Annotated in this window: 16 protein-coding genes; 12 read left to right on the top strand and 4 right to left on the bottom strand. The window is 42.8% G+C overall.

Features of this window, described 5'->3' with window-relative positions; genetic code table 11:
• Positions 1-27 precede the first annotated feature (27 nt).
• From EO131_RS09060 to EO131_RS17485, 11 genes are all read left to right on the top strand, one after another.
• Positions 28-2,073 (top strand): amidohydrolase family protein, encoded by a 2,046-nt coding sequence (locus tag EO131_RS09060; protein WP_127021032.1) that lies wholly within the window; start codon positions 28-30, stop codon positions 2,071-2,073.
• A gap of 97 nt (positions 2,074-2,170) precedes the next feature.
• Positions 2,171-2,920 carry a DUF6090 family protein gene (locus EO131_RS09065; protein WP_127021034.1) on the top strand — a complete coding sequence of 250 codons (750 nt, stop codon included), beginning with the start codon at positions 2,171-2,173 and terminating at the stop codon, positions 2,918-2,920.
• Positions 2,921-2,992: 72 nt separating this feature from the next.
• Positions 2,993-3,859, top strand: coding sequence for a polysaccharide deacetylase family protein (locus EO131_RS09070; protein WP_127021412.1), 867 nt, complete (start codon positions 2,993-2,995; stop codon positions 3,857-3,859).
• Between the two features lie 122 nt (positions 3,860-3,981).
• A complete protein-coding gene (locus tag EO131_RS09075; RefSeq protein WP_127021035.1) occupies positions 3,982-5,139 on the top strand; it encodes a helix-turn-helix domain-containing protein in 1,158 nt (385 codons plus the stop codon).
• A gap of 140 nt (positions 5,140-5,279) precedes the next feature.
• Positions 5,280-7,580, top strand: a complete 2,301-nt coding sequence (locus EO131_RS09080; protein ID WP_127021036.1) for a M1 family aminopeptidase — start codon at positions 5,280-5,282, stop codon at positions 7,578-7,580.
• A gap of 311 nt (positions 7,581-7,891) precedes the next feature.
• Positions 7,892-8,272 carry a hypothetical protein gene (locus EO131_RS09085; protein ID WP_127021038.1) on the top strand — a complete coding sequence of 127 codons (381 nt, stop codon included), beginning with the start codon at positions 7,892-7,894 and terminating at the stop codon, positions 8,270-8,272.
• 69 nt (positions 8,273-8,341) lie between these two features.
• On the top strand, positions 8,342-9,976 hold the full coding sequence (locus EO131_RS09090; protein WP_127021040.1) for a bifunctional metallophosphatase/5'-nucleotidase: 1,635 nt from the start codon (positions 8,342-8,344) through the stop codon (positions 9,974-9,976).
• Between the two features lie 12 nt (positions 9,977-9,988).
• Positions 9,989-10,387, top strand: coding sequence for a DoxX family protein (locus EO131_RS09095; RefSeq protein ID WP_127021042.1), 399 nt, complete (start codon positions 9,989-9,991; stop codon positions 10,385-10,387).
• A 1-nt stretch (position 10,388) separates the two neighbouring features.
• Positions 10,389-10,814, top strand: a complete 426-nt coding sequence (locus tag EO131_RS09100; protein WP_127021044.1) for a sulfur reduction protein DsrE — start codon at positions 10,389-10,391, stop codon at positions 10,812-10,814.
• A 118-nt stretch (positions 10,815-10,932) separates the two neighbouring features.
• Positions 10,933-11,796 carry a hypothetical protein gene (locus EO131_RS09105; RefSeq protein WP_127021046.1) on the top strand — a complete coding sequence of 288 codons (864 nt, stop codon included), beginning with the start codon at positions 10,933-10,935 and terminating at the stop codon, positions 11,794-11,796.
• 84 nt (positions 11,797-11,880) lie between these two features.
• The gene (locus tag EO131_RS17485) at positions 11,881-12,198 is read left to right on the top strand and encodes a TIGR04104 family putative zinc finger protein (protein ID WP_417935633.1); all 318 of its coding nucleotides are present in this window, start codon (positions 11,881-11,883) and stop codon (positions 12,196-12,198) included.
• A gap of 26 nt (positions 12,199-12,224) precedes the next feature.
• Here EO131_RS17485 and EO131_RS09115 read toward each other — a convergent pair whose 3' ends face one another.
• The 4 genes from EO131_RS09115 to EO131_RS09130 all read right to left on the bottom strand — a co-directional run bounded on the left by EO131_RS09115 (position 12,225) and on the right by EO131_RS09130 (position 16,519).
• On the bottom strand, positions 12,225-14,039 hold the full coding sequence (locus EO131_RS09115) for a CocE/NonD family hydrolase (protein ID WP_127021050.1): 1,815 nt from the start codon (positions 14,037-14,039) through the stop codon (positions 12,225-12,227).
• Positions 14,040-14,126: 87 nt separating this feature from the next.
• The gene (locus EO131_RS09120) at positions 14,127-14,849 is read right to left on the bottom strand and encodes a LytR/AlgR family response regulator transcription factor (protein ID WP_127021053.1); all 723 of its coding nucleotides are present in this window, start codon (positions 14,847-14,849) and stop codon (positions 14,127-14,129) included.
• A complete protein-coding gene (locus tag EO131_RS09125; RefSeq protein WP_127021055.1) occupies positions 14,828-15,910 on the bottom strand; it encodes a sensor histidine kinase in 1,083 nt (360 codons plus the stop codon). The genes EO131_RS09120 and EO131_RS09125 overlap by 22 nt, the downstream gene beginning before the upstream one ends.
• Positions 15,911-15,937: 27 nt before the next feature.
• Positions 15,938-16,519 (bottom strand): hypothetical protein, encoded by a 582-nt coding sequence (locus tag EO131_RS09130; RefSeq protein ID WP_127021057.1) that lies wholly within the window; start codon positions 16,517-16,519, stop codon positions 15,938-15,940.
• A gap of 275 nt (positions 16,520-16,794) precedes the next feature.
• Here EO131_RS09130 and EO131_RS09135 point away from each other — a divergent pair, with 275 nt between their 5' ends.
• The gene (locus EO131_RS09135; RefSeq protein WP_206512875.1) at positions 16,795-17,730 is read left to right on the top strand and encodes a PD40 domain-containing protein; all 936 of its coding nucleotides are present in this window, start codon (positions 16,795-16,797) and stop codon (positions 17,728-17,730) included.
• Positions 17,731-17,739 lie beyond the last annotated feature (9 nt).

The raw sequence follows: 17,739 nt of genomic DNA on the forward strand, positions 1-17,739 counted from the left end.
AACGCCTCTCTAAAATAAACCGACTTTATGAAACTTCGCATTGCTTTACTGGCCCTTATTTTGGTGGCCGGTTATTCCTGTAAACAAGAAACCACTTCTTCCTTGGCCAATTACCAAGGGGAGGAAAGTTATACCGTGATCATCGGTGAGAACAAGGTGGGTTACCTTAAGACCCATACGGTTGGGGACACCATCCACATCGATTACGACTTTAAGAACAACGGTAGGGGACCGACCATGAAAGAGACCCTGGTGCTGAATGCCGAAGGCTATCCCATCGATTGGCAGATCACCGGCAACACCACTTTTGGCAATGCCGTGGACGAACATTTCACCTTGGAGGGGCAAAATGCCTCTTGGACCGATGCCACAGGCTCAGGAACCGCTACCGTAACCGACTCACAGATCTATGTCAACCAATTTGGAAGTCCCTATTCGGTAGTTTTGGCTGCCCGATTGTTGTTGGAAGCTCCTGAAAACACCCTATCCGTGTTACCCGCAGGTAATTTGAAATTGACCAAGATGGAAGATTTGGTCATTCCGAAATTTTCCGGGGAAGGTGAACTCGCCTTGACTACCTATGCGCTATCCGGTGCCGACCTAAATCCTTCCTACTTCATTTTGGATGGGGACCAACGCTTTTTTGCCGCCATTTCCCCGCGCTATATCGTAATTCGTGAAGGGTACGAAAATGTGGAAAAGGACATGCGTGAATTGGCTGAAAACTACTCCGCCAGTCGCTACGAAACCCTGCAAAAGCAATATGCCCACAACTATGATAAAAAAGTGCGCATCCAAAACGTACACGTATTCGATGCCAAGAACATGACCGTATCCGACCCGGTTTCCGTGGTGGTCGAAGGGGATAAAATCGCAGCCATTGAAGCGGCGGATGCCACAGGTGAAAACGAAGTGGTCATCGAGGGCAACGGCGGTACCTTGGTACCCGGATTATACGAAATGCATGCCCACTCCGGCGATAATGGTGCCTTATTGAACGTATTGGCTGGAGTTACCTCCTTCCGTGACATGGGGAACGATACCGAAGTACTCGCCAACCTCATCGACAAGATCAACAACGGTGTGTTGGCCGGACCACGCATCACCCGTTTGGGTTTTATTGAAGGGAAAAGTCCCTTCAACAGCAACAACGGTATTTTGGTGGAAAGCGAAGCAGAGGCCTTGGCCGCGGTGGACACGTATGATAGCCTCGGCTTTTATGGGGTAAAGCTCTACAACAGCATGAACGGCGATTGGGCTCCGGCGATTGTGAAGAAAGCCCATGAAAAGGGATTGTTCGTGACAGGTCACGTACCTGCCTTCTCCAATGCCAATGCCATGCTCAACGCCGGGTTTGATGAAATGACCCACATCAACCAGACTATGTTGGGCTGGGTTTTGGAACCTGAGGAAGATACCCGTACACTTTTGCGTTTGACCGCCATGAAACGCTTCCCGGAACTCGATTTGAACAGTCCGAAAGTACAGGAGACCCTGGGCTTGTTCGTGGCCAATAACACTGCCATGGATCCTACCTTGGCCATTCATGAGCGATTGATGCTCTCCCGCAACGGGGAAGTGGCGCTCGGGGCGAAGGATTATATCGACCACATGCCGCCCAACGAGCAACGCGGACTAAAAGTGGCCTTGGCCCAAATTGCGGACGCGGAGGAGGACAAAGCCTATCGCGAAGCCTATGCTAAAATTGTGGAGACCTTGAAAATGATGAAGGACAAAGGAATTTTCATTGTGCCCGGAACCGATTTAGGGGGTGCCTTTAACCTGCACCGCGAGTTGGAACTTTATGTGGACCAATTGGGCTTTACCAACGGGGAAATCCTAAAACGGGCAACCTACGACATGGCCCAATACCTGGGTCAAGAGGATTTGGGTACGATTGAACCCGGCAAATTGGCCGACTTCTTTTTGGTGCCCGGCAATCCGGTGGAAGACATCAAAGCCATTAAAACCATTGGCATGGTTAGCAAGGGCGGTACCTTCTACTTTCCTTCCGAGGTATATCCGGAGTTTGGTATTACCCCATTCACGGATAAACCGGCAGTAAAGGAATAGCAAAACAGTAACAGCATACGTATAAGCCAGTAGCCCTAGTTACTGGCTTTTTTTATCCAAATCCATAAAAATCATATATTTAGGGAAACCAACCTCCATGTTCAAATTTTTTCGAAAAATCAGGCATCGCTTGCTCGCTGAAAACAGGGTGAGCCGATACTTGCTGTATGCCCTGGGCGAAATCGTCCTTGTGGTCATCGGTATTCTCATCGCCTTGGAAATCAACAACTGGAACGAGGGCCAAAAACTCTTGCAACAAGAAAAAGCGACCATTGCCAGCCTGAAGCTCGAATTCGAAAAAAACCTGAGCAGCCTCAACGGGGATATCGCCTCACTTCAAGGGATTATAGGCTCTTGCAATAAATTGTTGGCACATACCGGGCCCGATTATGCAGATGGTACATTGCAGGGAGTGGACAGCCTGGTGAGCATGACTTCCCGAATGTCCGTCTGGGACCCGAGTCTATACACTCTGGGTAATATCAAAAACTCTGGAAAACTATCCAGCTTGTCCAACGAGGAACTGAAGATTTTATTGATCGAATGGGAAACATTTTATGCCAATTTATTGGATTGGGGTGATTTTTATGTCGATCGTGGGAGCACCTATTTCGATTTTTTGTTGCACAACTCCCTCAACCGAAACCTGTTTTCCGGTAATCCCTTTCAACTGAGCCCTTCTAAGTTTAATCGTTCCAATGAAGAATTGCTCCGAAAACCGGAGTTTGAAAACTACATCACCAACCGGGTGTTTATCAATGGGTTTATGTTGGGGTATTATGAAGAGGCCAAAGAGCGCATCACGGCCATTATCGAGCAATGTAAAACCTATGAGGATACCCCTTGATTTTTTATCCACTATTTCACCCTAAAATTGAAAGAATCCGATAGCCCTTGCTATTGGTTTTATGATTACGATATGAACGCAGCACAACGATTGGGCTTTCCGGCCGATGCCAAACTATTGATGATTCATGCGGACGATGCCGGGTTGGCGCATTCCGAAAACCAGGCCACCATTCAGGCATTGGAACACGGTATGGTGAATTCGTACAGCATGATGGTGCCTTGCCCTTGGTTTCATGAAATGGCCATGTTTGCCAAAAACAATCCGCAATTCGATTACGGTATTCACCTGACGCTCACCTGCGAATGGGAAACCTACCGATTTGGACCGGTATTGCCCGTGTCGGAAGTGCCCAGTTTGGTGGATGAAAACGGACATTTTTTTAAAAAACGGGAACAATTGCGCGAAAACGCCACAGCCGAGGATGTGGAAAAAGAAATAAGGGCTCAAATGGACAAAGCCCTCCGATTGGGGCTGTCCCCTACCCATATCGATTCGCACATGTACAGCGTGGGAGCCCATCTCGATTTTTTTGAGGCATACAAACGGTTGGGCAAAGCGTATGGCTTGCCCGTATTGATCAACAAACAGTTGATGCAACACGTGGGGCTGGACCCGAACCTACACGCAAAAACGACTGATTTTACCATAGACCATGCCTACGTGGGCGCATACGCCTACTTCGAAAAAGGCCAATTGGGTGACTTCTACCAAACCACATTGGAACAGTTGGCACCGGGGATCAATCTCATCTTGATCCACCCCGCTTTTGATGACCGGGAAATGCAGGGCATTACCGTAAACCACCCCAACTTTGGGGCCACTTGGCGGCAACTGGACATTGACTTTTTTACAAGCGAACAAACCAAAGTTACCTTGAAAAAGCACAACATTAGGTTGGTGACGTGGGGGGATATCAAAAATAGGTTGAGGAAATAGGTGTTTCAAGGAGACTCTAGATAAAATCGAAGTTCCCCATTATTTGCTTAAAAATCATTTAAACAATGTTTAGCTTTATGGTTACCACCAATTTGAAGAGCGTAAACTGCAGATTTTGAAACATGAACGAAATAGAATACATATATAACATCATAACTTTATGTCTAACATTATTGTTCTCCTTTTACCTGTTTTTTAAGAGTTCCCAAGAGCGTATTGGCAATGTTTTCTTAGGTTTATTTCTTTTCTACATGGGGTTGGAAAGTATAGACACACTTTTGGCTCAAACATCATTTTATTTTGACAATCCTAATTTTTATTTACATATTCCAATACTTGGACTGTTATTGTATCCCATTTTCTTCTTTTACATCAAATCCATCTCATATAGAAGGATTAAATTAAAATGGTATCACCTGCTTCATGCGACTCCTTATCTAATAATAGTTATAATATCCATATTTGAATATTACTTAAAACCGACAGACGTCCAATTAAAAATAATGACTCGTGGAGGCGAAATGCCATGGTTTGTTAGTTTAATTTATTTAGTGTTACGATTGCAAGGGGTTATTTATATGATATTAACCATTCGAATTGCATTGCGTTTCAAACAAATAGTAAAAGAAAATTATTCTTCTGTAAACAAAAGAAACTATAAATGGCTTCTGCAATTGACCCTGGTCTTTATTTATTATGCCTTTGCAAACCTACTTTTCAATATTAACCGATTTGGCATAAACTTACTTTCAACGGATGCTACATTTTATATATCAGCATTAATTTCATTAACCTTTATAATTTGGATTTTCTATAAAGGTTTATCTCAGCCCTATTTATTTAATGGGGTTGATGCGAACATGCAGTTATTAAAAGAATACATAGCTGAACAGAAAAAAATAATAAAGCCTTCCAATACGGAAGAAGAAAATCTTACAAACCAAAAGTTGAAATTAAAACTGGAAAATTATATTACCTCACAGGAAGTATATTTGAACCCATCATTAACCATTTTTGAACTGGCTAAAGGACTCGAATTAACAAGTCATGAATTATCACTTTTCTTGAATAAATATTTAAAGAAGAATTTCTTTGATTACATTAATGAATTTCGAATTAATAGGGCAAAAAGTATTTTAAAAAACCCTGAAAAAAGACATTTAACCATTCTAGAAATATTATATGAAGTTGGCTTCAATTCAAAATCTTCATTTAATACCGCTTTTAAAAAATATGTGGGAACAACCCCAACTGAATATCGTAAAGCGCATAAACACTGAGCATTCAATAAAAGTCGAACGTTTTAAGTAAAAAAGTCGTGCCAATTATTTTCTATAAAAGGGTTCGACTTTTTTATTCGGTCGACTCGCCTAGGTTTCTGTAACATATTTGCTTCACTAAACAAGTAAAATCAGGAGCCATGAAAAAAATAATCTTCACTGCAATTATCCTTCTTATAACTTATTTGTCATTTGCACAAGAAAGCAAAGTCATAGACATCTTAACAGGAATTGAGCATGCTGTCATCAACAAGGAAATTGGCAAAGCTTTGTCCTACTTTGACGTTACCGAGGAGGCGTTTTATACAACACATAAGAGGTATTTGGAAAACCTAACAAAGAGGGACAGCCTTGATTATAACCTGGAATTACACAGTTTGACTTCTGAAAAAAACAATATCAAAACCATTGTATTGGAAACGATAAGTTATTGGAAATATGGAAGGCCAAAAACCGAAATTGGCTATAAAACTTATGAGTTCTCACTTTCTAAAAATCAATGGACAATTCATGCTGTTGAAGAACGCGTTTACTTAAAGGGAAAATACGCCAACATTGAGGCTAACTTCGAACCTTCCAAAAAGTCGATGAGTGCGACTGCAGAAATTGATTTCGACATTGTTGAAGGCGGCGAAAAGACCATTCTTTTTTGGTTAAACAGAGGATTAAAAATCAATAAAATAGAAAACAAATCCGGAAAGAACATTTCATTTGTTCGTAAGGATCTTGCAGTAATAATTCCATGGAATAAAATTCTTAAGAAAGGAGAGAGCCTTTTTTTAAGGATTCATTTTTCAGGCTCTTTCTATAATGAATTCAAAGAATTAGGGTATGGTTTAGTAAACATTGGGGAAGAAGGTGTATTTGGAAGCTGGGGAACAGATTGGTACCCAAAATTAAATGGCACGTTGACCAAAGCAAAGGCTATACTGCAATACACGGTGCCCAGCGATTTAATTGTCGCATCCGTAGGGCGTCTAGAAGAGAAAACGGAGCAAAATGGAAAAGCAACTTATACATACAGAGTGAATACACCTATGGATTACACCTTCAATGCAAATCGTTTTATCCACCATAGCAATGACATTAACGGTGTACAAGTAAATGTCTACCTACTCAACGGAACTCTGGAAAAGGCAAAAATGTATGCTGATAAATCCAAAGAAATGATAGAATATCTTACAGAATTATATGGTGTATTTCCCTGTGACAGCTATGGTATTTCTGAAGTGCCGATGGAAGCAGTACTAGGTCTTGGAGGTTCAGGTGGCCAAGGGTTAAACTTTTATCCAACCAATACTTTAAGAGACGATACATTTGAATTTCCACTAATCGCTCACGAAGTGGGGCATATTTGGTGGGGGGGACTCGTAAAGACTGATCTTATTGCTGGAAAACTCTTGGATGAGGGAATGGCACAAGTAAATGCATTCCTTAGTTATAGGCATTTTTATGGTGAAGAAGCCATGTGGGACTTCCTAAATAATGGCAGCGACATGTTTACCAAATCGGCAAAATTTTATTTCAGACAGTTTAACAACAATAATGATTTTCCAATTGGCGTCTATGATGAAGAAAGAGAAAATGATTATGCTGTAATATCATACTTGAAACCTCATTTTGTAATGGCCATGCTTATGGAGACTGTTGGCTATCCAGTCTTTATTCGCGGAATCAAAAGAATTATATCTGAATATTCTACTGGTAAACGACTGGACCTTGACGGGATAAAGAACATTATGGAGCAAGAAAGCAATCTAAATTTAGAATACTTTTTCACACAATGGTTTTATCAAGCAGGCGCTCCTGAATTTAAGATGGATTACAATGTACAAGTTCTGGAGGATAAGAGATACCGGATAGATGTAGAGATAAATCAATTAAGGGAAGTGTTTAAAGTTGATGCAGAAATTATGTTCTCCAACGATTTAAACGTTATAACAAAAAAGATAGGAATTGATGAGAATAAAGAGTTCTTTTCTTTCATTATCGATTTTGAGCCCAAATCAATAATATTTGATCCACATCACAAAATATTGCGTTGGTCAGAAAAAGTTAATAACCTGTATTTGCTGAGTACTGGAATGCGTGAGTATTTCTCTGGCAATAAAGAAAATGGATTGGAACAATTAAATCAATATGTAAACTATTATCCCTATGATCCTACGGGAAGGGTAATACTGGGCGAGTTATTCCTAAATGAAAAGAAATACGGTCTGGCTCGGAAACATCTCCAATTTGTTATTGATGAATATGAAGCTCAAAGAAAGATGACTTTTGTGGTTCCATTAGCATATGCCCTAATGGGAAGTTTATATGAATCAGAAGGTAACTTTGAACTAGCAAACGAGCACTTTTCAAAAGTATTGAGCATGGTGAATATTGAAGGGTCTCATGCTATGGCTAAAAAGTATTTTTCCAATAGGAATGGAAATAAATGAAACGAGCAGAAATATAACCTCAAGTAACTGAACATTTTCAAATTGATCATGTACTGAATTGGGTTCGTAGAATGAAAACTAGTACACAAACCGTATCAATGTATTAATAGAATAGGTTTATTGATATTAATTTCATGGGTGTTAGTTCGCTACAATATTGGAGCAATCGGATAAATTTGAAAACCTCAATTACCCACTTTGCATATTCTTACCTATAACAATACCTCCCCAACAACCAAACTTTACCGTTAAACCAAATCTCTGTAACTTTAGTTACAGCACAATTGCCCAGATCGTTTTTACTTTGGAATATGCAGGGAATCCACAACGCAACACCAAAAACCCATCTCTGGCTGTCCGTCCTCTTGGTCGGGCTGCTGTTATTGGCCCCCTGCAAGATTCGTAATTCCATTGAATCCTCCCTTGGGATGACCACCTCCAAGGTATCCAACAAGATCAAGGCCACCCCGGCCAAAAGTGGGTGTGCCCAGTATACCGCCAACGATTTGGCCCGCACCGAAACTTCGCATGCGTCCCATCCGTTGGTTCCCATGCTACCTACTTTGCTTTCGTTGACGATTGTGGTGCAGGAAGAGCAAGTGGCCCAGTTCCGCAGCATCGTTTCCAAAACGGTAGTGGCCCTGGCCGTGCCCCTCTACATTCTGTACCGACATTTTAAGGTCTACCTATAACTTTTCATATCCCAAAAAGTCAAGGACACTACCTTACAAAAATGCATTACAACTTTTAAAATACCACACATGTTATCACACAAAAATTTAGTTATGGTTGCCCTGGTGGCACTTACCGCAGGCCTATTTTCCTGCAAGGACACCAAAACAGCCGACAACAGTACCGAACAGACCATTACCATTCTCCAGACCGCCGACATCCACGGGCAATTACAGCCCCACGACGAGCTGTTCTGGGAAGATGAACACATTACGTTCCGCAAATTGGGCGGCCTCGCCCACATGAAGACCCTTTTTGAGGAAGAACGCAGCAAAGACCCCGAAGGCACCCTAATTGTGGACGGTGGGGATATGATTCAAGGTAGTGCTGTGGCCGCTTTGAGCCATGGAAAGGCATTTGCCCCCATCATCAAGGCCATGGGCTACGACTTTTTGATTCCCGGCAACTGGGAGGTGGTGTATGGCAAGGAAACCATGATGGATGTATTGACCCATTACGATACCCCCGTGATTTCGGCCAATATGTACCACGAGGCGACAGGCGAAAGTCTGTTTCCTCAATATTTCATCAAGGAAATGAAAGGCGTGAAATTGGGTTTTATCTCCTACAACGACCCCGAGATTCCCGTACGCCAGAACCCTTCGTTCAGTGCCGGCATCCGTTTTGACCCCATCGATGCCAATTTGGAGGCCTTGATCAACGAATTAAAGGACAATCAAGGAGTGGACATCCTCTTCGTGGTGACACACATCGGCATCAGCAAACAGTACAATTTGGCACAAAACCCGGCCATGGCACGCGTAGATTATGTGTTGGGGAACGATACCCACGAGCGTATTCGCAAACCGTTACAAACCGAATACACCAAGGTGACCGAACCTGGAGCCTTCGCCTCTTTTGTGGGCAAACTGACCCTGACGGTAAAAGACGGCAAGATTGTAAAAGAGGACTACGACCTTATGGAAGTTGATCCCGAGAAATATCCCGCCGACGAAAAAGTGGCACAAATTATTGATCAGGAAACCGCGCCCTACAAGGAAGAAATTGACCAGGTATTGGGCTATACCGGTGTACCGCTGTACCGCTATTTTGTGGTAGAAAATCCCATGGATAACTTCATTACCGATGCCGCCCGATGGAAAACGGGAGCAGATATTTCCATTTCCAATGGGTTCCGATTCAGTACGCCCATTTCGGTGGAAGAAGGTGGCAAATCCCCTATTACCAAAGCCGATCTGTGGAGCATGCTTCCCGTGAACGAAAAAGTAAAAGTGGGCAAGGCCAGTGGCAAACAAATCAAGAACTGGCTCGAAAAAGAATTGAACAATGTGTTCGCTGCCGACCCCACAGAGCGATTTGGAGGTTGGTTGGTGCGCTTTTCGGGCATGGAACTCACCTTTTATGCCAACAAGCCCATGGGCGAGCGTGTGGCCTCTATAATGATCGGTGGCAAACCGATGGTGGAAGACCAACTATACACCATGTCGGCCTGTAGACGTGAGGGCGAACCCTTGAGCACGCTTTGCCGTATGCCCAATACTGTGGAAACCGTGGTGATGGACTATACCATTCATGATGTGATCGAGGAATATTTGAAGGAAAAAGGTACCATTGCCCCTACGTTGGACGGCAGGGCCAAAGCATTGGATTTGGGTGAAAATGTACTGTCCCAATTGCCCGGAACCGATTACCAATTCCACTAATTCCTGACTTGTATGCAAAGTAATACCGTTGAAGTAAGCGGTTTTTCGGTTCGTTTGCTCAGGGTTATGGTCAGCCTCATTTTTATTGTGGCCAGCCTGAACCATTTGATCAATACCGATAAAGCCGTGGCACGCATTGCCAATGCCAAATTTGGTGCTTTGGGCCATTTGTTGGGGCCACCGGAGTTTTCGGTGATTGCTTCCGGGGTGGTGATGTTGGTGGCCGGATTGGCCTTGGCAGTAGGGTACAAGACCAAATGGGCCGCTGTGCTGTTGATCTTGATGTTGATACCGATCACCCTGACGATACAAGTGGGACAAATGTCCACCATTGGGCCGTTGTTCAAGAACATCGCCATTTTGGGCGGACTCCTCTTTTTTGTACTGAATCCAAAACTTAAAACACAATAACATGAGACAAATCATAACATTGGCCTTGGTGGCCCTGACCCTAGTGACCGGACTTACCGAAGTGAGTGCCCAAGCCACATATAGCAAAGACCAGAACAACTATTTTGTGCTCACCCGTAAAGTGCCGCAACTGAAGGCCATATTACTGGCTGCCGATCAATTGGCCAAGGACGATGGTGAAAAGTTCGGGGAATTCCATGTGGTCATCTGTGGCGAGTCCGTAAAAGAATTGACCAATCTGGAAGCCATGCAGCCTTATTTGGATTTGGCCCAAAGTGAAAAGGTTAAGATCTTGGCCTGTGGATTTTCCTTGAAAAAATTTGGCGTGGATGCCGCCGCAATACCGAAAGAAATGAATGTGGTGGACAACGGTATCTTATATGGATTCAACCTGCAAAAAGATGGTTTTCTGAGCATTACGCTTTAAAAAGATTCCTATAGTTTAGTTAAAAGGGGCAACAAGTTCGTTGTCCCTTTTCTTTTTTTGGTACTTTGAGTGTTACGCAGACTTTGCTTTTCATCAGCAACCCTTTTAAATTAAAAATTTGGAACAACACCACCTTTCCCGCAGAACACTTGTAAAGACCACCGCCTTGGCAGCTTTGGGCTTGGCTATACCTGCTCCTTTGGTGTCGGGAGAATCACCTCAAACACAGGCAAAACAGGATTTGGACACCATCCCAGAACATTTTCCCAATATTCCCCCTAAGATCATTGAGGAAGTGGTAGGCAGTTCCCATTTCGATTTGGAACGGGTAAAAACGTTGGTGGATAAACGACCAGAACTATCGCGCTCGGTGTGGGAATGGCGTTTTGGCGATTTTGAATCCGCTATTGGGGCAGCCTCCCATGTTGGGCGAAGGGACATTGCATTGTACCTCATGGGCAAGGGAGCCAGACCTACCCTGTTCACCCATGCTATGTTGGGGCATTTCAGGGTCATCAACTCCGCGGTTGAAGCAGTTCCGGGCATCCAAGCAGTCACCGGTCCCCATGGCATCAGTCTGTTGGATCATGCCCTCGCAGGGGAACGTATGATATATGAGACGACCCCCACAGAAATTGAAAACTGGGAACAGACAGTAGCCTATCTAAAAGAATTGGGAGATGCGGGTGGCCCGATATACATCAATATGAGCCCTCACGAGCAGCAAAAGTATGTGGGCGATTACAAATACGGTCCAGGGGAAACCGAAGGGTTTACCATCGGTGTAAACATGCGAAAACTGCTGTCCTTGGGACCCATTGGAGGATTTGGCGGGGCATTGTACAAAATTGGGGACAACCTTTTTACCTACAACGGCACACCGTCGGTCACCCTAACCTTCGAAATGCTAGACAATCAAGTAAAATCCCTCACCCTGGTTGACCCAGATATCACCCTGACCGCCCAGAAAGTGGAATCCTGACTTTCCAGGTATGGTAAAATAAGTGGTAAGAATCGTTTTTATTTTTTGTAATTTGGGTGGTATCAACTCTTAGTGAGCTTAACCATGCAAAAGTGTAGCCATTGTCAGCAAAAATTTACGTTGGGCCAGGTTTTCAAATCATTTTGGTGCAATTATAAAACCATATTATGTGCCAACTGTAAGACACAATATAACCATACTACCAAAAACAAAACGCTTGGCGGCATAAGTGCAGCTCTTGGTGTTATTTTTGGTAGTCTTGCTTGGGCTTTAATTGAATTGGACAAGAGTACCAAAATTGTGATTCTTTTGGTAGTTACGATTTTGTTTACCTTGCTATTCAGTGTGTTTTCTTCCTACTTCTTTACGTTTGAAAGAGTAGACGTGAAAAACCATGCTTAACCAAGGATACCTTGATCCGATCCCAATTAATCCCGCTTTACTGGAATTTCCAAATAGCTTTCCCCATACCACTTAATAACCAAGGGTTCTTTAGCATCTTTGATGGTCTCTTCACTTACGTTTTTGCCCGTGCCATAATTGATTTCAGTAAAAGGGGCTTTGATACCATTGACCACAACCACCAATCGACTGCCCTTGCTTATTTTTTTGCTGGTCATACGAACAATTCCAAAAGGAAGTTTGATCTTTTTATTTGGAATCAGCAATTGTCGATTTTCCCCATCCAAAACATAACTGGCCCTTCCCACATAAGGTAATGCCAATGCAAAGAACTTGCCTTCCGGGGTCTGCTCGAACAACAGTACGTTATAATCAAAGTCCTTTTTGTTGATGGTTACCGAAATTTCTCCTCCGAAAGATCCGTTCAGTTCAAAATCGGAGTCAAAAGGTTTCGTTACTAAGGAAAACCCATTACCCACCATAAGACTATCCGAAACAATGTTTCGCCAACCACTCGAATTCCAGGTAAGGTTGCTCCGGTCAGAATAATCAATCGTCTGCTCCAAATAACCATTGAGATTTACAGGTTCTTCGGAAAGGGAGTAATGGACATCCTTTCCATTGTTCCCGCTACCAAACAACGATGCAAAGGCCACTTCCGAACGCTGGTTGTTCAAATAGTAGACGAGCGTATCACTGGCCATGTTTTCCAAAGAGGGTGCATGTCCCCATTTATTGGCTCCCATCACTTGATAATTGATCTTGTCCTGTAACAAATCGGGTTTGGGCTTCCCTTTCAAAATATAACCGAACCAATCAAAGATCAATTCCGTGATATCAATTTGGGCCACAGGATCAATGTCATACCCAAAAATGTGTGTATCGGGTTTTGCTTGAGCGCCAAAATGGGTGTACGGTCCAATGACCAAGTAATGCTCTGCATTTGTATTGTATTTGGTATGCTCCCTCAAGTAATATTGGGTCCCGATTTGACCACCATCATAATACCCTGTCGTGGCCAAAACAGGAATGTTGATATGGGCAAAGTCCGCTTTGTACGGTATCATTCTTTGCCAATAGGCATCAATGGTTGGGTGCAACAATCGTTCATTAAACTGTGGATTGGGCAATCCATCCAAACTGTCCATGGCATTATAGGCCACTCCTTTTTCGTACCATTCCATATTCAGGTCTCGCCACCGTTGCCCATTGAAATACAGAGTGGTGTCCAAATACTTGTTGTTGGATACATAATGGTGCCAAGGATAGTGGAAATTCATAAAAACCCCATTTTCCATGGGCTCCGCAATGCCCGGAGCAGCGGATACCGAGGGCACAATGGTTTTCAAGGCCGGATGCACCTTATGCTTTAGCGAAGCCCATTGGGTATACCCCACATAACTGCCGCCGTACATGCCTACTTTTTGATTGCTCCACTCTTGTTTGCTGATCCAATCGATGATCTCGTAGGTATCAGATGCTTCATGTTTATAAGGCACAATGGAATCAGGGCTCAGTCCCTTGCCCCGTGTGTAGGATACAACACCCACATACCCATGATCTGCGGCCATTTTTGCTTTTTCCAGATCGTTTTTACGTGCGTAAATGGTATGGAACAACACGGCTGGAGTGGGTTCGTCAATTTTGGCGTTTCTAACCACAATCGCATGGATTTTGGCACCATCTTTCATAGGAATCAAAACACTGTCTTGAATTAGGTAAGTGGTACTGTTTTCCGTGACTCTCCTTGGGGTTTGTAGCCGTTCTTTCTGCTTGCAAGCGGACAAAAAACCAAGGAGCGTAATTGCAATTAAAAAGGATGTGCTGATTAAATTTTTCATTTTGATTGATTTTTTTTGGGCATACTTTGCCCCTCAAGCGTTATGCTTTTATTGTTCGATATTTTGATTTGAATGAATTCAGGTCTGCTACAAACTGTTCCGCTTTTTGAACTTTACGGATTGCCTGCTCGAAACCTCAACAGTTTCTCCGGTAATCAATATCATTTGTAGTTTGTTGTTGAAATACGGATGAATCTCCTTGATGTATTCCATATTGATGATTTGGCTCCTATTGGTCCTAAAAAACACGGCTGGATCTAATTTTTCTTCCAGCTGGTTCAGGGAACGTTTGATCATGGCTTTTTCCTTCCCAAAATAAAGTCGGGCATAGTTTTCCATGGATTCGATGAGGCGCACTTCCGTCAACGGAACAAAAAATACCTTCTCACCATCTTTGATGAATATTCTTTGATGGATATCCAATGGCTTTTCCTTTTCCTCGTCCCGCTTTTGCAGACCCAGTCTGACCTTTTCCATGGTCTTGGCAAAACGTTCTTCCCGCAATGGCTTCACCAAATAGTCCAACGCATTTACCTCAAAGGCCTGAACGGCATATTGATCGTAGGCCGTGGTAAAAACAACCTCAGGGACTGTGGTGAGTTCTTCCAAAAGATCAAATCCTGATTTACCGGGCATGTGGATGTCCAAAAAGATAATGTCGGGTTGACATGCCTCTATCAGTTCCAAGGCCTTGTCCACATTGTTGGCCTCACCCACAATATCAAATTCTGGATACCCATCAAGGGCTCTTCGAACCTCTTCGCGGGCCAATCGCTCATCATCTATGATCAATGTTGTATAGGTTCCCATGTTTTTTCGGTTGGAATCATAAGGGTAGCCACCACCTCATGTTCTGTTGTTGATTCAATTGTAAATTTTGCCCTGCCATCATATTGCAGCAACAGCCTTTCTTTCAGGTTTTTCAGCCCCAAGCCTTTCGGTCCCCCAACCGAAATTGTTCCCGGATTTTTAATGGTAATGGCCACATAACCATCACGTTCTTGTATTGCAATATCGATAGTGCCCCCTTCAAGTTGTTTGTCCACTCCGTGTTTAATGGCATTTTCCACCAAAAGTTGAATGCTCAATGGCGGAATCTTACACTTTTTAAGGTTGGGGTCAATAGTAAAATTTACGTGCAACCGTTCCTCAAATCGCAATTGTTCGAGTTCCACATAGTCTTTCACCAAGGCCAATTCCTCTGCAATGGAAAGGGTTATGTGCTCTTTTTCATACAGGGAAGAACGCAGCAGATCGGACAATAGATCAATGGCCCTTCTCGCAATCGATGGGTTTTCAATGATCAAGGATTTAATGGAATTCAGGGAGTTGAACAAAAAATGCGGATTGAGTTGGGCCGATAGGTTGTCCAACTGGCTTTGCTTTGCAATAACAGAAAGTTGGGCGTTTGCTTTAGCGGTATTTACCTCTTTCACGTAAAAATGGTACGCATGGTAGGCCAGCACCCAAATCGCCATATGTCGCAATCCCGTAATCAAAACCGGGTTCCAAACCGATAGGTTTTCAATGAAAGTATTGTTATGGTTCACCAAATAAATATAGACCGATGTCTTCAGGTTCATGATCAACATAAAAAGCACCGCCAAAACCAAAATGGAAGGTACAACCCGCTTTATCAACCCTTTAATTTCCAACTGGTTCCAATTTGCTCCCAAAGCTATGGCCCTGTAGGCATGGGTAAGACCAATACAGATGGTAACATCGAGCACATAGTTGATCAAGGCATGGGTAAGTGCAAATTGGTCTCGCACCAAAGCAATGTACAACCATAGCAACGATACGGTCCCCCAGCCAAAAATCTGGCATTTCCAGTAGAGCGATAGTCTTGTATGTGTCCTTTTCGTTCCCAATTGTTCAGTGGTTGATCGTGATGGTTGCTATTTGCCGTTCGAATAGCTCGTCAATTCATTGGTATACACACCATAGCCATCTTCATTAACATGTTTGATATAGGTTTTTAATTCGGGTGCATACCACCAAATATCCGTCATCTCGCCTTTAAAACCTCTGGAATTTGTTACAATTCCCTTATAAACTATTTTGTATGCCTTGAATGTGCCCGCGACCACATTCATATCTTCAAACGAAACAATTTCGGCATCTTGACTGGTTTTTCCGGTGGTGCCTTCATTATTTTCCCATTCCGACTCGTATTTCCACTTTTTGCCCACCTGCAACGGCCAGTTACGAAAGGGAGTTTTACCCGGCTTGTGGTCTATCGTTGCTGGAATTTGAACGGTATCCATACCATTCCATAATCTTAAAGTACCATTATAATCCACAACTTCCTGTAGATCTTCGCCTTCCGCACGAACCTCGCCTTCCACTTTACGTTCCCATTTCCAAACCCATTTTTCACCTAGTTGATAGTCATTTAAAGTTGGTTCTTGAGTTGACAAGGTAGCACAACAGGTGAAAATTAGAAGAAAGGTGATTGGGATTATTACTTTGTTTGTCATGATCTGTTTTTTTGATTGATTTAAAACTCCTTAACAACTGTGCAACATGAAACAAAGCAACAAAAAACCTTCAATCCCAAAAAGATAAAGTACATGAACGTAAATAACTCGGGATGAGCGTTGCCTAATTGGTCTCATTGAGTGTTCCAAGGTTCAACTTTTGGAACAAATACAATTCCGCCCGAAACAAATCGTCAAAATTAATTTGGCCGATATTTGCTTCAAATCCTTGAATTAAGGCGTGAGGAAAACTTCCTTTCAACGACTATTTAATAATGAAAAAATCCATACCCAACTCAAAAGGAAAACCCTTGAAATCCATAATCTTGATTTTACCGGTCATTTTCCTTTCTTTAAAGATGGCTTATGCCCAAGCAGTTGTTGAGCATCTTCCCTTACAAGGCCCCTATCTGGGGCAAAAGCCACCGAATTTGATCCCTGAATTGTTTGCCCCCGGTATTGTGTCCGTAGATGGTAGATATGAACATGGCATCTCGTTTTCACCCGAATTGGACGAGGTGTATTTTTCAGCCAATTTTGAAGATGATATCCCACACATTTACTATTCAAAGCTTCAGGACAAAGGATGGACTAAGCCCCAACAAGTAAATTTTACCCAGGGTAAAAAAGAAGCTGAGATGCATCCATTTGTAAGTTTTAGCGATACTAAAATCTATTTTACAGCCCATAATCCCGATTATACGGATACCAAAATTTGGTATGTTGATCGTTTGGCAAATTCATGGAGCGACGCAATTAAACTTGATTCGCCCTTAAATGATGATGAAGTGCTATATTCGAACCAATCGATAAACGGAGATTTCTTTTATACCAATGTGTCCAAACGGAAAATGTACCATGCTCCACAAGAGAATGACACTTTTCCCGAGGCATTGGAACTGGATATTGCATTTGGCGTCCATGGATTTATTTCTCCCAACCAAGATTTTATTGTGGTCAATGCACGAAATGCAGAAGATCCCAATAGAAAAGATAACGACATTTATGTCTGTTTCAAACAAGACAACGGAACTTGGACAAGACCCATCAATCTTGGCGATGCAGTAAATTCCCATTTCAATGAAACCTGCCCTGTTATCACTCCGGATGGTAACTATTTATTTTTTGGCAGATATAACGAAGAAGGAGGGCTATCTAACTTTTATTGGGTAAGTACGAAGGTCATTCATAATGTGAGACCAAAAATATGAAACAAATCA

Source organism: Flagellimonas beolgyonensis (genome assembly GCF_003992615.1).
In the GTDB taxonomy this organism is placed as follows: Bacteria; Bacteroidota; Bacteroidia; order Flavobacteriales; family Flavobacteriaceae; genus Flagellimonas; species Flagellimonas beolgyonensis.